Origin of the sequence: Alicyclobacillus acidocaldarius subsp. acidocaldarius Tc-4-1, from assembly GCF_000219875.1 — a bacterium.
Classification (GTDB): Bacteria; Bacillota; Bacilli; order Alicyclobacillales; family Alicyclobacillaceae; genus Alicyclobacillus; species Alicyclobacillus acidocaldarius_A.
In genome coordinates this window covers 2,256,032-2,270,549 of record NC_017167.1, presented here as the reverse complement: position 1 = coordinate 2,270,549, position 14,518 = coordinate 2,256,032, and the positions used below count along the sequence as shown (strand labels likewise).

General features: G+C 57.7%; 19 protein-coding genes and 1 pseudogene. 14 read left to right on the top strand and 6 right to left on the bottom strand.

Features of this window, described 5'->3' with window-relative positions; genetic code table 11:
- Nucleotides 1-8 precede the first annotated feature (8 nt).
- The 4 genes from TC41_RS10990 (at nt 9) to TC41_RS10975 (ending at nt 2,456) form a co-directional block, all read left to right on the top strand.
- Nucleotides 9-899 (top strand): type II secretion system F family protein, encoded by an 891-nt coding sequence (locus TC41_RS10990; protein WP_014465124.1) that lies wholly within the window; start codon nt 9-11, stop codon nt 897-899.
- A 41-nt stretch (nt 900-940) separates the two neighbouring features.
- Nucleotides 941-1,336, top strand: a complete 396-nt coding sequence (locus tag TC41_RS10985) for a hypothetical protein (RefSeq protein ID WP_193352805.1) — start codon at nt 941-943, stop codon at nt 1,334-1,336.
- 84 nt (nt 1,337-1,420) lie between these two features.
- Entirely contained in the window at nt 1,421-1,984 is a 564-nt protein-coding gene (locus tag TC41_RS10980) for a hypothetical protein (RefSeq protein ID WP_041695368.1), read from the top strand.
- Complete coding sequence (locus TC41_RS10975; RefSeq protein WP_158306739.1) at nt 1,929-2,456, top strand: hypothetical protein; 528 nt, start codon at nt 1,929-1,931, stop codon at nt 2,454-2,456. Before TC41_RS10980 ends, TC41_RS10975 begins: the two co-directional genes overlap by 56 nt.
- A gap of 402 nt (nt 2,457-2,858) precedes the next feature.
- Here TC41_RS10975 and TC41_RS16455 read toward each other — a convergent pair whose 3' ends face one another.
- Nucleotides 2,859-3,269, bottom strand: a complete 411-nt coding sequence (locus TC41_RS16455) for a hypothetical protein (RefSeq protein ID WP_158306738.1) — start codon at nt 3,267-3,269, stop codon at nt 2,859-2,861.
- 248 nt (nt 3,270-3,517) lie between these two features.
- Between TC41_RS16455 and TC41_RS16300 the strand changes: the two genes are divergently transcribed.
- The 5 genes from TC41_RS16300 (at nt 3,518) to TC41_RS10950 (ending at nt 7,390) form a co-directional block, all read left to right on the top strand.
- Entirely contained in the window at nt 3,518-3,844 is a 327-nt protein-coding gene (locus tag TC41_RS16300; RefSeq protein ID WP_014465119.1) for a hypothetical protein, read from the top strand.
- Between the two features lie 61 nt (nt 3,845-3,905).
- Complete coding sequence (locus tag TC41_RS10970) at nt 3,906-5,564, top strand: amidoligase family protein (RefSeq protein WP_041695367.1); 1,659 nt, start codon at nt 3,906-3,908, stop codon at nt 5,562-5,564.
- 88 nt (nt 5,565-5,652) lie between these two features.
- On the top strand, nt 5,653-6,123 hold the full coding sequence (locus TC41_RS10965) for a gamma-glutamylcyclotransferase family protein (RefSeq protein ID WP_041695366.1): 471 nt from the start codon (nt 5,653-5,655) through the stop codon (nt 6,121-6,123).
- A 332-nt stretch (nt 6,124-6,455) separates the two neighbouring features.
- Nucleotides 6,456-6,920 (top strand): hypothetical protein, encoded by a 465-nt coding sequence (locus tag TC41_RS16920; protein WP_014465116.1) that lies wholly within the window; start codon nt 6,456-6,458, stop codon nt 6,918-6,920.
- Nucleotides 6,921-7,138: 218 nt separating this feature from the next.
- Nucleotides 7,139-7,390, top strand: a complete 252-nt coding sequence (locus TC41_RS10950) for an AbrB/MazE/SpoVT family DNA-binding domain-containing protein (RefSeq protein WP_014465115.1) — start codon at nt 7,139-7,141, stop codon at nt 7,388-7,390.
- Nucleotides 7,391-7,432: 42 nt separating this feature from the next.
- Here the strand turns inward: TC41_RS10950 and TC41_RS10945 are convergent, their stop codons facing one another.
- Both TC41_RS10945 and TC41_RS10940 read right to left on the bottom strand, forming a co-directional pair.
- Nucleotides 7,433-7,735, bottom strand: coding sequence for a hypothetical protein (locus TC41_RS10945; RefSeq protein ID WP_148260181.1), 303 nt, complete (start codon nt 7,733-7,735; stop codon nt 7,433-7,435).
- 39 nt (nt 7,736-7,774) lie between these two features.
- The gene (locus TC41_RS10940) at nt 7,775-8,086 is read right to left on the bottom strand and encodes a hypothetical protein (RefSeq protein WP_014465113.1); all 312 of its coding nucleotides are present in this window, start codon (nt 8,084-8,086) and stop codon (nt 7,775-7,777) included.
- Nucleotides 8,087-8,269: 183 nt separating this feature from the next.
- Here TC41_RS10940 and TC41_RS10935 point away from each other — a divergent pair, with 183 nt between their 5' ends.
- From TC41_RS10935 to TC41_RS10920, 4 genes and pseudogenes are all read left to right on the top strand, one after another.
- Nucleotides 8,270-8,491 (top strand): hypothetical protein, encoded by a 222-nt coding sequence (locus tag TC41_RS10935; protein WP_237699918.1) that lies wholly within the window; start codon nt 8,270-8,272, stop codon nt 8,489-8,491.
- 28 nt (nt 8,492-8,519) lie between these two features.
- Nucleotides 8,520-9,038: a DUF1722 domain-containing protein gene (locus TC41_RS10930; RefSeq protein ID WP_014465111.1), complete on the top strand. Its 519-nt coding sequence runs from the start codon at nt 8,520-8,522 to the stop codon at nt 9,036-9,038.
- Between the two features lie 44 nt (nt 9,039-9,082).
- Nucleotides 9,083-9,494, top strand: a pseudogene (locus tag TC41_RS10925) (Rrf2 family transcriptional regulator).
- 127 nt (nt 9,495-9,621) lie between these two features.
- On the top strand, nt 9,622-10,275 hold the full coding sequence (locus TC41_RS10920) for a peroxiredoxin (protein ID WP_193352804.1): 654 nt from the start codon (nt 9,622-9,624) through the stop codon (nt 10,273-10,275).
- A gap of 79 nt (nt 10,276-10,354) precedes the next feature.
- Here TC41_RS10920 and TC41_RS10915 read toward each other — a convergent pair whose 3' ends face one another.
- The 3 genes from TC41_RS10915 to TC41_RS15415 are packed head-to-tail and all read right to left on the bottom strand — an operon-like array spanning nt 10,355 to nt 13,242.
- Nucleotides 10,355-11,137 carry an ABC transporter permease gene (locus tag TC41_RS10915; RefSeq protein ID WP_014465107.1) on the bottom strand — a complete coding sequence of 261 codons (783 nt, stop codon included), beginning with the start codon at nt 11,135-11,137 and terminating at the stop codon, nt 10,355-10,357.
- A 4-nt stretch (nt 11,138-11,141) separates the two neighbouring features.
- On the bottom strand, nt 11,142-12,167 hold the full coding sequence (locus tag TC41_RS10910) for an extracellular solute-binding protein (RefSeq protein WP_041695365.1): 1,026 nt from the start codon (nt 12,165-12,167) through the stop codon (nt 11,142-11,144).
- A 10-nt stretch (nt 12,168-12,177) separates the two neighbouring features.
- Nucleotides 12,178-13,242: a substrate-binding domain-containing protein gene (locus TC41_RS15415; protein ID WP_237699917.1), complete on the bottom strand. Its 1,065-nt coding sequence runs from the start codon at nt 13,240-13,242 to the stop codon at nt 12,178-12,180.
- A gap of 253 nt (nt 13,243-13,495) precedes the next feature.
- On the opposite strand from TC41_RS15415, the gene TC41_RS10900 reads away from it, so the two are divergent.
- Complete coding sequence (locus TC41_RS10900) at nt 13,496-14,518, top strand: LacI family DNA-binding transcriptional regulator (RefSeq protein WP_014465104.1); 1,023 nt, start codon at nt 13,496-13,498, stop codon at nt 14,516-14,518.

Sequence of the window (14,518 nt, the reverse complement as noted above, 5' to 3'; positions counted from 1 at the left end):
GCAAAGCCGTGTTGGGGCAACTCAGCGGTGTCCTGATGGCGCTCGCGATGCTCTGCTTTTTCATTGAAGCTGACTTGCGGCGCGCCCACGAAGAGACGCTGTGGCTATCGTCCATCCGCGAACGCTACCAAGACACGTCCTCCAAGATCCAACGGTTTAAGGCATTGCAACGCCTGAGGTTCGAAGCGCAGGAGGCGGGCATTCGCATGTCCGCCTTGCTGCCTATGGCAGTGTTCGCGTTCGTGGCCCTTTCTGTTCTCCTGAGTTTCGCAGAGAAGTCGGTGTTGTTCGGGGTCCTGGTGAGCCTCGGCGGCACGATCGCAGGGGCGGTGACATGGATCCGCTCGCGATACAAGAAGCAGAAGTACCGCTTTCTTCAGTCGATTGTACGCGAGGCGATTCCCATCGTCATTACGACCCTCCGAGCGACGGATCGACTGGACGAGGCGTTTGAGGACGTGGCGCGGATTGCACGGAGCCCTATTCTGCGCCGCGAGTTTCAACTGATCACGCAGAGCTGGCGCGGGCTGCGGATCACACCTGAGCAAGCTTTTGTCCTCGCCGCCTCACGGTGGGAGATCGAAGAGATGGTGCAGCTCGCCAAGGCAACGGAGGTTGCCACGCGGTACCAGGCAGACCGCGCGCAGTTGTGGCTTCGCTTCCGAGATCAGATCGAGCGCGATGAGGACAAGCGGCGCGTGCTTCGGGCGAAGACGTTGGCCGGGCGACGCAACGGTCTCATCTATGCCGGGATCGTTTTGTCGATGTTCGGCCTGGTCTATCCGCGTGCGCAAGCGTATATGACGACTTTCGCGAAAGACGGATTCTGGATCACGTTGCTCATTCTCATTGGATGCACGTGGTGGATTTGGCGGACTGGCGAGGTGATCGAGGTTTGATGTTGCAGGAGAGCGGAGCGATCGCGCAACAACGCGCATCCATGCGGCTGACACGGCATTACACCGTGACGGTCGAGGATGGCGTCGCGGTCTTGCATCACACGCCATCCTCGTGGTGGCCGTGGTACTGGATGGACGCCAAAAAATTCATGCGGGAGCGGCAAAGGGCCTACCGAAAGCTTGCGCAGAGCGGGCGAACGGACATCCGCGAGGTGCGCGGGTATAGCCTCTGGATCGAGTATGCGCGGGACGGATTTCAGCAGCACGAGGAGCCTGCGCAGTTCTGGCGTGACCAGATGGGGCTGACTTTTCTCTGGCTGTTCAATGTCCACAACTGGCGCGTGAGCCGCATCCCAAAGTTGATGCGCCTTCTCCACCGGGAAGTCGTCCACGTGGGGACGATGGATTGGGCGACGTTTGTCGAGCGCTTTGGGTGAACCGGGACGTACTCAGGAGTGAGCATGCACATGTCGAATCATTGGATCATCCCTAAACGATGAAGCATACGAGGAGGAAATCATATGCCCGTGTCGAATCATACTATCATCCCTTTTTCGGCGACTGAGCAGCGAAACGTGTGCATCCATGGCTTGATAGTTGGAGAATGTCGAAGCGTTGTCGAAGAAGTTCAAAAGCTAGTCGAGGAAGAACGGATGAGACTGCAAGAATTCTATGAGCGCATGAACAAATCCTTTGTAGAAGATGCCGAAACGTTTACACGATGGGAAAAACACCGTTCCATATTAGCCAAATACATCCGCGAGCTATTAAGTCTCTCTGACATCAAGCGAATCTTAGTCGTCGGATCCGGTAATTGCTACGATCTCGATTTACACGTGTTCAACGAGCATGAGGTCGTTGTCACATTCATCGACATCGACGCTGAAGCAACACGTCGAGCAATTGAAGACCGGGAACCCATGTTGCTTCAAAAAGCAAATATCATACAAATGGACATTTTGGGATGGAATGATACGCTTGAATCCATCAAAGCAGTATTTGCCCAGGGAGATACGCAAGAGATTCTTCGTGCGTTCAAGCAAGCCCCGAAAGAAATTTCGTCGTTCCGTACAAAGCGTAGATGAAATGTTCGATGCGGTTATCATTCTTCCCTTGTTTACTCAACTTGTAGCACCCTATTTGCTCAGCGAAGAGCAGAACGGTAGGGTTTGGTTGCGAGATCATCGCTATCCAGTGCATAAAATTCACACAGAAATACAGTACCTGTCTGATCTTGCATCACGAATGGTGCTGGACCGATTGTATGAAAATGTTCGACCAGGCGGGTATTTATTGGCGATTTGTGAACTGTTCAATGCTTTTGAACATCCATATCGGAATCACTTCATATCTCGATATGGCGTGAATACACTGGACGCGATCAACCACGCTATCCAACATGGTGTTTATAACGGGTGCAAGGGATTCTTGGGATGGTTCCATGAGAAACGTGAGACGTTCAGTGACATGATGGCGGCCGGTTGGTTATGGGATTTTGACGAGTATATCATGTATGCGGTTCTGATGAATAGGGTAAGAAAGACGGATGCCATCTAGTAAAATGGAATGCCCTTTTTGCCTTCCACCCCTCCTTGATGTGAAGGGGGGATTTTTTTGTTTGTGATATCACACATGCCACCTGAAATCCCGTTCAACCCAGAAATTGTGTTCGATACCCTCAGTGCTTGGATCGAAGCTCGCGAACCTATTTCGGATTCGTGGTGTGTGCTAGGGAAAGTCGTGTATCACCGTTTCCGACAGACGCCATACAAAGAGTTTGTGGTGGACTTGATGCCTGATAATGGCCCCGAACCTACGGAACGTCTTCACATGATCGTAGCTCGGCGAAGACTGGAACGCCCGCGAAAACTCAAGACGTATGGACGAGATGGAAGTCCTCGCCTACACATGGCTGATATGCCTGTATGTTCAGGAAACGGCGGCACAATGTCCGTATCATCAACCGCGGGTCGAACTAATCTGTCGGCTCAATCCCTTTTCGGAGATCAAGACGGAGGTATGTCTTACGCAACTCGGGGTCACGAATAAAATCAAATCCATATTTTGAGTAATACGATATTTGCCGCTGGCGCTGTTCTTCGTTTTCCCAATTTTGCTGATGTGTTGAATGGGAACATCAATAAGCATCATGTACAGTCTCCCTACGCGCTGATCTTCCTGGTTATAACGAAGATCAGCGCGTACAGCCCTTGGTGCGTAGTTAAAATGTGGTGAACAACATTCAATGTAAATGTAATTTCCAGATTCCCTCGCCTTTACGAAGAACGGCGTTCCTTCTTTATCAAATCCTACGTGTAAAAGAGAATCAGCGTTTTGGTTCAACTTTTCAAAGAAAACGTTCCATTCCACTGAAGAAATCCGTTCATTTACTTTAGATGGTCGATTTCGAAGTTCATTATTGGCCGTTGACGTCAATGTTCTTTTCCAAAAAAGATTCTGTCCATCTTCATACAGAAGGCTAATTTAGACATTCGTTTTTAAAATTCCTGCTGTATATGAGCAGGCGACGGCCCATCAAGGGGGGTGAACTTAAATGATGTATGATTCATACCAATTTAACACAACCGAGTTGTTTCGAAAAATAGACGCCTGGCTTCGTGAAAAAACCTGGAATCCAAGAATGCGAAGTGGTGCCGCTTTGGGAGTATTCAAACCTCGGGGTTGAAATCAAAGTGAAACTCCAGACAAATTTAACAAAGGATGTACTTCCTATTGCACAGGTCACTGGCCGAGGCAGAGGATACTTTGATTTTCCTCATCTGCGGTCAAAACAACATGCGGCAGAAGCCCTCGCATATGCTTGGGTTGTTGCGGCCTATCTTGAAGAGAAAGGGGTTCGTATCAAGCTTCGCCCCACCGTCGACGCGCTTGCCAAATTGCAATCCTTCATTCGCCTGCCTGATGGACAGATTGTTGCGAACTGATGGGACGAAACATCCGCCATTTGCCTTCCACCCCTCCCTTACATGAAGGAGGGGTTTTTTTATGACCACCTGCGCCGTTTGCAGCAGACGTCTCACGCACCCTGTGTCCGTCGCACGCGGCACCGGCCCTGTCTGCGCTAAGCACGTGGCCGAGTTCATTGCTGCGATCTCCGCGCAGACTGCCGAGCGCATTCGTCAGTCGTGGGCGCGTCGTCGCGACGAAATGGTCGGCGTGAACGAGATGGCAATCGCGAACGCCAAGGCCCGGTTTCTCGCGCGCATTCGTCGACAGCCGACGGTGCCGACGTACAGTGGCATGATCGCCGATCAGTTTTCGCGCACCCGACAGCAGGAAGAGGTTCTCGAATTCTATCAGTTTGCCGACGCGGCGGTCCAGGTGCACTCCGAATCGGGGCGCGAGTATGTGTTGACCACCGATCGAACGGGGACTGTTGCCGTCGCGTGCTCCTGTCCGGATTGCCAGCATCGTCATCGTGTCTGCCGGCACATGGAGGGCTACAATCGTTTCGCCGCCGAACGCCGGATGGCCGAGCAGTCCGAAGCCGAGCGTCAGCGCGTGGCGGAGGCGATGCGAACCGAGACGGGTGCCGATGTGCCACTGGAGACCACGAACCGCATAACAGGCGCGCCGACGATACTGACCCACATCGTCGACGGCGAGGTCGCGTGGGACAACGAGCGCGACCGTGCGCTCTACGCCTGGCACGAGCTGCACCGCCACGACGGCGTGTACATGAGCCAGGACGATGTGCGGTGGCAGGCGCTGCGGGAGTCCGCGACGACATTAGAGGGCCTGGGCGAGTACGAGACGGAGCATGTGCTGGACGGTTCCGGCCTGGCATTTGGACTGGAGCTCGAAGTGGACGACGTAAGCGGTGATCGTGTCGCACACGAATTACACGCGCTTGGGTTGTCTGCACACCGCTATGTACAAAGCTACTCCACCCGTGTGGGTGAAGGGGATGGGTGGACGGTCAAACGCGATGGCAGTGTGCCGTATGGTTGTGAAATCGTCTCTCCCCCATTAACGGATACACCAGAAACCTGGGCAGCGATTCATGAGATCACTCGCATTGTGAAACAGCATGGTGGCCGCGCTTCGCGACACACGGGACTGCACATCCATATGGGCAATACCATCCTCGACGATCGTGGCTATCGGTGGCAACGACTGGCTCGGTACATCTACTGGTTCGGGCCGGAATACTACCAGATGGGAGCGGCCAATGAACGCGAAGGCGTGACGACGCACCGAGGGCTGGGGTATGCCGCGCCGTTGCAGGTGGCGCACATCCGCAAACTCCGCCGCAACGACAACGCGATGGAGGCGTCCCGAAAGTTGATCGGGTACAGAGGCCACGATTCTCGCTACAAGATCATCAATACGGCGAAGTTCGTGGAGTCGAACATCCCCACCGTCGAGTTCCGCTACCCGAATGGGAGCGTTGACCCGATCATGATCCAGCGTCAGGTTCAACTCGCAAACGCGACGATGATGCAAGCAGCCTACCTTCGTCGGCACATGCCGGGTGCTGAACGTCTGCCAGCGCTCTTTCGAGGCGACCAGTCGGACACCTTGGCTCAAGACTCCGAAGGTCGATTCCGCCAGTTCCTCGACACGCTCGGCAGTGAGCGCCTGCGTCGCATCGCGACGAGCCTCTGGGTGCGCGGCGAGATCCCGGCGTCCTATCGACAGTAGGGAATCGTTGACATGCAAGGCGACGTATAGTATGATTGGTGCAAACTATGACGGAATTGCTAAGTGAGGGAAAAGGAGGGCGGTACGGATGTTCTACTTTGCCTATGGGAGTTGCATGAACGAACGTGACTTCCGGCGGACGTGTCCGACCGCCCACATGCTCTGCGAGGACGCAATTTTGTTCGGGCATCGGCTCACATTCAACGGGTATTCGGCACATCGAAATGGCGGCGTGGCGAACATCGTCCCAGCGCGAGGGCAAACGGTTCACGGGGTGCTGTGGTACGTGCCGGACCACGAGGCGAAGCGGCTCGACCGCCGCGAAGGCGCGCCGCATGTCTATCACCGCAATCTCGTATTGGTGCGCTGCTGTGGCATGTGGGAAGAGGCGGTGACGTATCAGCTTGTCCATCCGCTGCCATACGAAATCGCACCAAGTGACGAGTACGCGCGAATTGTACTCAGCGGGATCGTCAATCCGAACTACCGCAAAAAGGTAGAAAAGCATATTGCCAATCTGCAAAAGGAGGCGTTTTTTGATGAAACCATTGGATTCTAGCCCGGAAGCAGTCATGCAACGAATCATGGACGGCACCTTTGACACTGCGTGGCGGGCCAAGTTCTGGACGCCTCTGCGCGAAGGTGAGGTTCCCACGAAGGAGTACATGGTGAAGTTTCTCGACCGTGAGGCGGCGGAGACGCATTGTCCTGTGGGGATCCTGACCTATGTCATGGACTACCCGTTCTTTGACACGGACGACGAGATCACGAAGGCCCTCATGCGCTTGGAGATCGTCAAACCCCTCCATCACGACATGACAATGGTGGGTGTCCGGTCGAAGATCGTGTACGGGCCGGTGTTGATTCTCGATAACACGCAACCGCCGCCGTATGCGGACCCCCGAGGAGGCGGAGGAGTACGAGGAGATGGAGTGGAGCGACGAGGAGGTCGAGTGGAACATCTTCAACGACCGGACGCTGATCCAGTCCTTGATCCGCAACGGCGCACTCGTCCTGATGGAGCGCGCGGACGTGTTCGTGCTGAGAGGCGATGCGGCGCTGCGGAAGGTCAAAGAGGGGCATTGCGGGAGCTGCCGTTACTGGCGGGACGGTCTCTGCACGGCGTACTATCAGCGCACGAGTGAAAACGCGCCCATTGGCCGCTCGTGCACGGACTTCTATCCGCGGCCCGAGAAAGAAAAGTCACCCTCAGATCGATACGTGCTGTTGGAGGCCGACGACATCTACATCCCGCCGTACACGGCGAATGCGTTGTTTGAGGCAGACGGAAGCGAGACGGGGTGGCTTAAAGAACTGAAGCAGGAGATCCGCGATAAGGGTCTGAAGACGGACTGAGGTGATCGGCCATGTTTCACCACTATCACTCATATTCGCACTATGCGTATCACCCATTGCTCCACGAGTTCGGGCGCTCCATCGTGCACGGGTTCGGTTGGGGCATCGGCTGGCAATTGGCGAGACATTTGCCGTTTGCGCTATTGCTTCTCATAGTTGTCGTGTTAGGTGTAGGATGGATGATCATGAGGCGGAGATATTAAGGGGGAGGATGTCGGATGCTTGTGACAGGGTACGTTCGGAAAATCGATCATCTCGGGCGACTCGTGATCCCGAAGCGCCTGAGGAAGGACTTGGCCATTGGACAAGATGATTCGATCGAGATCTACGTGGAAGGCGACACCGTTGTGCTGAGCAAGTATGCGCCCAAATGCATCTTCTGTGGCGAGAAGGCTGAAAAGGTCTTTCACGAACGAGCCGTCTGCGAGGCGTGCTTGGAGGAGTTGAAGGCGAAGAGTAAGGTGAGCTGAGGCCCGCGGTGAATGCGGGCCTTTCAATATCGCACAGCTTCCTCAACCTTGGCCATCCGCTCCAGCGGCACCTGAACGGAGGAACCTTCCGCTGAGCGCAGATACAACCTCGAATCCTTCACGAATGGCACGCCCTCGAGAACTTTGTCGCCAAGCTTGCTCTTTGAGGGTGATCCGAATCGGGCTCTCCGCTTCAATCGCTTCGCCGATGAGAACGGAGATCTCGTGCCACTCCGCTTCGGTAAAACCGTTGATGCGAGGTTCGGGGTCTTCGACGACGGTGGTCAGCTTCTTTTTGGGCATGACGTTCCCTCCCAAAAGAAGAGTGACTTTTGAGAAAATCATACCGTAGTCGGACTCGAAATGCAAACATGTGTTCGTATATCAGGTGCGCTTTCGCTCAAGATACTCCAAGTGTTGCTGATGCAGTCGGGCGGTGAATTGGAGTAGCCAGGGGATGGTCGTCTCAATCAGGCGCTCGGGCAAACCGTATCGGAAGCGCGGCCAACGGAAGGGGCACACGTTGGGCCTGCGGCCAGTGCCAGTCGCCAGGCAAGTGGATTCGTTGTTGCGGAGGCCGACGCCGCAGATCATGGATGCGTATGCGGACTGCACGACCTCCGGAGGATAGCCGGACTTGTCGGCGGCGTGCCAGAGCGCGTCGATTTCGACGAGGGTGAGTTCGCGCAGAGTCATCGTCGGGCACCTCCTGGATTGCGGGATGACGATATGTATGAATTTAGTCCTCTCGGTATGCCCGATGCGGAATATGAATGATAATTGTACGGATACGACTGGCCCTTGCCGTACGTGAAAGGAAGGACGAGGGCGGCAAGCATCGCCAACAATGATGCTCAGAATCTCGCTATCGCAGAGCGTGTGCCGGTCGAATGGGATTTGAGGGCCGCCTCTCCGCATTTTACTTACGAAACGGTGGGGACGAAGCACGAAGTTTGGTTTGATGACGCTCTGAGCGCCGCCGTCAAGCTCTCGATCGTCGACGCGTACGGGCTTCGGGGAGTATCGCTCTGGGTGCTCGGAAATGAGTTTCCTCAGCTCTGGTATCTGCTGAAGGATGGGTATAAGCTGGAGAAGAAGTGAATTCCCATCCAGATGAGGGGCGAGTCGCGTGTCGGTTCCACTGCTGTATCAAGGGTGCGAAGCGCTGTGGCGCGACACCAAATACGCCGTCATGGCGCGAAACTACGCGTACGTTCGCGACTTGTCCGCGTCGCTTCGCCAAGCGCGCGGCGATGAGCAGGCCCTCCGCGCTTGGCTTTATCGCCTGAAGCGCGTGGAACAGGAACCCACGACGCTTCCAGCGCTTCGCAACACAGCGCATCACCTCCTGGGCTATTGGAAGGATCGGTTGCAGCCAGAGGAACGGCGGAGGTTCGCGCAGCGTGCATTGGACGATCCGGCGGGCGTGATCGCAGAACTCGGCTATCGCGTCCGCCGCGACGGACTTGTGTATCTCGCTACGTCCTACGTGTTTCGCGACGAGCCCTGGAACGAGGCTGTGTTTCGCTATCGAGGAAGCGTCTATCGGATGACGGTCGATGCGCAGGAGGCGTTGTCGGCGGGCGATCCGTCGAAGGTGTTCATCCGTATTCAATCGTTGGGAGAGGAGCCCGAACGAGCGACGTGAGATTTGGACAAGCTCGGATGCGAGCTCCAGCAGGAGGTGACGCTGTGAACCTGACCTTGTTCACGGATTATGCACTGCGCGTCCTCATATACACGGCCAATCAGCCAGCGGGGAAGCTCGTGCAGGTCGACGAGATCGCGCGCGTGTACGGGATTTCGCGCAATCACTTGACGAAGGCGGTGCATCGACTCGGGCAAGTGGGCTATCTGGAGACGGTGCGCGGTCGCGGAGGTGGCATGCGCCTAGCGATGCCGCCCAACGACATTCGAATTGGCGACGTTGTCCGCGATGGAAGACGACTTCGCCGTAGTGGGGTGCTTTGCGAACGATAGCTGCGTGCTGCTTCCAGGCTGCAAGTTGCGGCGCGCGCTCGGTGAAGCGGTTGACGCCTTCCTGGAGACGTTAAATCAATACACGCTCGCGGACATCGCGGCTCCTGCCTTTCGCGCCACCTAGGATCGGCAGGATTCGGCGCAATGGCGTGGAAAAGAGATGGTGAGACCGGCAGACCGCTTGTACCCGCCGCAGCGGCGTGGTACAGTATACTTAGTAATCCGATAATCGAAGTTGGAGAATGGGAGAGATGCGCATGTCCGAAGTGCACACGCTGCCTCGCCTCAACGAGCCTGCTCCGGATTTCGAGGCCAACACCACGCATGGGAAGATCAAACTGAGCGACCTGCGCGGAAAATGGGTGGTGCTGTTCTCGCATCCGGCAGACTTCACGCCCGTCTGCTCGACGGAGTTCGGCGCGTTTGCTCGTCGCTACGAGGAGTTCGAGAAGCGGAACGTCCAGCTGATTGGCCTCTCCATCGACAGCGTGCAGTCGCACCTGGCTTGGGTGCATGACTTGGAGAAGGCGTTCGGCGTGAAAATCCCGTTCCCGGTCATCGCTGACCTGGACATGAAGGTCGCGAACCTGTATGGGATGATCCATCCGGCGGCCAACAACACGTCGACGGTGCGGACGGTGTTCTTCATTGACGACAAGGGGATTCTCCGCGCCATGATCTACTATCCGATGAACGTCGGCCGCAACATCTCGGAGATCCTGCGGGTCATCGATGCGCTGCAGACAGCCGACAAGAACGGCGTGTCCTGCCCGGCCGACTGGCAGCCCGGGGATCCGGTCGTAGTGCCTGCGCCTGCGACGCTCGATGCTATCGAGAGCGAGGAAGAGGCGGCGGCCAAAGGGCTCGAGTACAAGACCTGGTATCTGCGCATGAAGAAGATCTAAGCGCGACGCCACGATGGGCCGTCCCGCGCGCGGTAGGCGCCGGGGCGGCCTTCGCGTTTCGCGGGAGACGCTTTTGCCGTCAGCCTCTGCGGACGAACCTGGAGCCCACCAGTCGGACAGCCGCCACGCCCACGGCGAGCGCCATCACGATGCCGGACGCAATGGGCACCATGCTCGCCACCCCGCCGGCCGTGAACTGCACCCAGATGTAGACGGGCAGGCTGTACGGGTGGTACGCCATGAGCATGGTGGCGCCAAATTCGCCAAGGGCGCGCGCGAAGGTCAGCGCGGCGCCGGTCAGGATAGAGCCCGCCGCAAGCGGTACGTACAGGCGCCAAAACGTCGTCCAGCCATCGGCCCCGTCGAGGCGAAACGCCTCGTGCAACTCCTTCGGGATCTCCGCGAATCCCGCGCGCGATGTGAACACGAGAAACGGGCTCGTGACATACCACTGGGCCAGCACGATGCCGGCCACGGAGAGGGTGAGCGGCAAGTGGTGCGCCGCTGCGAAGCTGCCAATGGCCGTATAGGGGCCAAACACGTCCATGAGGGCCACGCCGCCGACGATGGGCGGGAGCACGAGCGGCAGAAGCAGCAGGGTTTCGAGCAACCACTTGCCCGGAAAGCGAAACCTGACAAGCAGGAACGCCGCAGGCACGCCAAGGACCACGGACAGCGCCGTCGAAAGGGCGGCACTCATCAGGGACGTGGCCGCGGCCTGCAGCAGTTCCGGCTGGCGCCACGCCTGGACAATAGCGTCGGGAGGTGCGTCGGCGGCGAGCCGTATGATGGGCCAGAGCGCGTACGCCACGGACACGGCACCCGCGGCGTACAGCGCAGACGTTCTCAGGCTCCGCAACATCGGCTCACGAGTGCTCCTCGATGGCTCGCAGGCTGGCCGGCACGCTTCGCAGGTCGCCGTAGAACCGGATGGGTGTTGGGGTGAAGCCGTCCTGCATCAAGATCTGATGGCCTGGTCCCACCGTCATATATCGCACGAACGCGGCTGCCTGCTCGGGGTGTGGGGCATGGGTGAGTACAGTGATGGTGAAAAGAATGGGCGCACCTTTCACCGTCTTTCCGCCGCCATCGGGCGTCCACGAGACCTTGGCGTAGTCTTTGGCCAGGGCCGGATCGCCCAAGTTGATAGCGCTTGGCAGGGTGATGTACGGCACATGCCACTCGATGGCCTCGTGTTTGTACGCGATCACGGCGTCCATCTGTCCGCTGGTCAGTTGCGCGATGAGATCTTCTTCCGGGAACACCTGAGCCGGGTTTTCGTCGCTGCCGAGAATGGTTTTCTCCAGGTTCGGCTGGTGGTAGTACGTCTCCGCCAGCTTCATCATGAGAATGGTGTTGGCGCCCTTCGGGTCCAGTTTGGGATCCGTGCGCCCAAAGCGAACGCCGGGCATCTCCAGCACCTTGTACCAAGGCACTTTGCCTTCCGCCGCGAGTTTGAACTCGCCTGCCTCCTTGCTCTTCGGCGAATACGCAATGACCAACTCGTCGGTCGCAAGGGTCGCGTACCAGCGCGCGGCGTTGCCGTTGGACGCGCCCATGAGATCGTTCACGTCGACAGCAGGAGAGGCGCTGATGAACACGTCTGGGTTCGCCAGTTTGGACGTGATCATATGGGCCAGTTCTGCCGAGCCAGCCCCTTCGCCTTGAAAGTCAATGTGCAGCGCCTGGTCCACCCGCGGTCGAATCACCTGTTCCATCACGTGCGTCATGGAGCCCGCGTAAAACACGGATAACGGCACCGGCTTTGATGGCGCTGCGGAGGCGGCTCCGCCGGCGGTATTCTCAGCGGTCGTGGACGTGCCACAACCTGTGGCCAGGAGCATCAGAGCGGCCATGGCGCCGCTCACGGTGGAACGCATCGACATCCTCATATCCATCCCCCTAGGTCCCGCGTTTCGACAGTACACTCATTCGGGCGCCCGTCACGGAGACGTCGTACGGGCCAAAGGCCGAGAGATCGCGGCGGAACCGATCCGACTGCAGTACATCGAGCACCTGCTGCACGCCAGGATGATGGAGGTTGGCGCGCGGAACGACGAGCCAGGTGATTTCTTCGCGAATGGGCAGAAAGGCGACTTCGGGCGTCGCGGCGGCCTCGTGCGCGATGCCGACATCTGCGCCGCCAAACGCCACCGCCCGCACTACCTCATGGTGCGTCTTCGCCACCACGTCATAGCCGCAGATATCATCCGGAGAAACGCCCTCTCGACGAAGTGCCTCGTCCACCAGCGCGCGGGCACCGGCTCCGCGGGGGCGGTTGACGATGCGCGGACGCGCCTCCCGAAACCCAGTCTCCACCATCCAGCGCTTGGGATTGTGACGAGGGACTATCCAGCCCATGCGCCATTGCGCCAACGGTACAATGACCCAATCCTTTCCTTTCGCGAGCGAGCGGACGGCGTCGCTCGTCCCGTGGACGCTCGCAATGTGCGTCTGCCCTAGCTTAAGTTCCGCCATCGCGCCCTCGTTGGTCGAGAGAAAGTGGACCGCTTCGCACGCGCGGCATCGGCGATTCACCCAGGCGGCCAGCAGCGAGAGCGCTGGGTCACATCCCGACAGAAAGACGCGCGCCATCCAACCGTCGAACGTCGTGATCCAGTCCGTGCATCCACTCTCGTCGCGTAGGCCGTCGGAAGGAACAGGTTGAGCCGAGTCCTCGAGCGATCTCGCCACGCGCACGCCCGCAATTTCCGCGAGCGCCACGCGTTCTGTGCGCAAGCTACCCGCGCCAGCGTGGTGCGCCGCCTTTTGTTCCGGATCAAAAAGCGACTCCACCGTGGTGCCGAGCGCTTTGGCCAGGCGTAAGGCGACGTGCGTCGAAGGACTCACTTTCCCCTGTTCAATGAGGCCCAATGCTTGTGGCGTGATCCCTGCGCGTCGGGCGAGTTCGGATCGACTGAGCCCGGCCATCTCGCGCAGAAGCCTCACGGCATTCGGGAATTTCATGCGGATCGCCTGCCTTGAAAGGATAATTTCAAGATAGCTCATTTTGACCATCAATGAAAGTATGTTTGAAGCCACACCGCGTGTCCCACGCCATTCGGTTCGAGACGAGGAGATTGCATCAAAGCGACACCGAATGAAAACGATACATTTCAACATTGAAAGCGTTGACATGACGCGTGTGTTCTCGTATGATGACGATGTTCGAGTTTGTGTAACCGTTTTATGAAACTGTTGCACAAGGAGGTGACGCAGCTTGCGAGCGACCATCCGCGACGTCGCCAAGGCGGCGGGGGTGTCTGCCGCGACCGTGTCTCGCGCCCTGAATCGGCCGGACCTGGTCGATCCCGAGACCCTCGAACGCGTTCGCAAGGTGATGGAAGAGATGTCGTATCAGCCGAGCGCCATCGCTCGAGGACTATCCGCGCGAAGAAGCGACACGCTGGGGCTCATCGTGCCCGGCATCACGGATTTCTTTTTCAACGAGCTCTACAAGGGCATTGATCGTGCCAGTCAACAGTACGGCATGAAGGTCTTGCTGTACGACTCTGAGCATTCGCGCGAGCGGGCGTTTGAGGGCTTCTCCATCCTCAGCGGCTACCAGGTGTCGGGCATCATCTTCACCAGCAAACTGGTGACGGAGGACTACGACCCCATTCTTCAGCGGCTCAACATCCCTGTCGTCCTCACGCTGACGCAGAGCGCCGCGAAGACGCCGCTCACCGCCTTTCGCATCGATGAAGTGCGAGCCATGTTCGACGTCGTGGCGTACCTGGTGTCCAGAGGACATCGGCAGATTGCGATGATCGCTGGACAGATATGGGATGACTGGACTGGCGAGTTGCGCTTGGAAGGGTATCGGGAGGGGCTTCGCCATTTCGGAATCGAGTATTGCGAGGCGCGCGTGGAGTTTGGGCAGTATCGTTTTGATGACGGCTATCAGGCCATGCAGCGCTTGCTGGAGCGGATCCGAGACGTGCCCTTCACAGCGGTGTGCACCGCGTCGGATGAAATGGCGCTCGGCGCGATACGCTGTTTGAACGATCACGGCTATCGCGTGCCAGATGACATCTCTGTCATGGGATTTGACGATCTGCCCATCGCGCGCATGGTGACACCGAGGCTTACGACGGTCGCTCAGCCGTTTCATGAAATCGGTGAGGAAGCTGTCAAATGGTTGATTCGGGCGGCGTCACAGCCTCCGTCACCTTCTGAGATTGGGGATTACTTGTTGCCGCATCGCCTAGTAGAACGCGAGTCCGTTCGTTCCGTTTCCTGA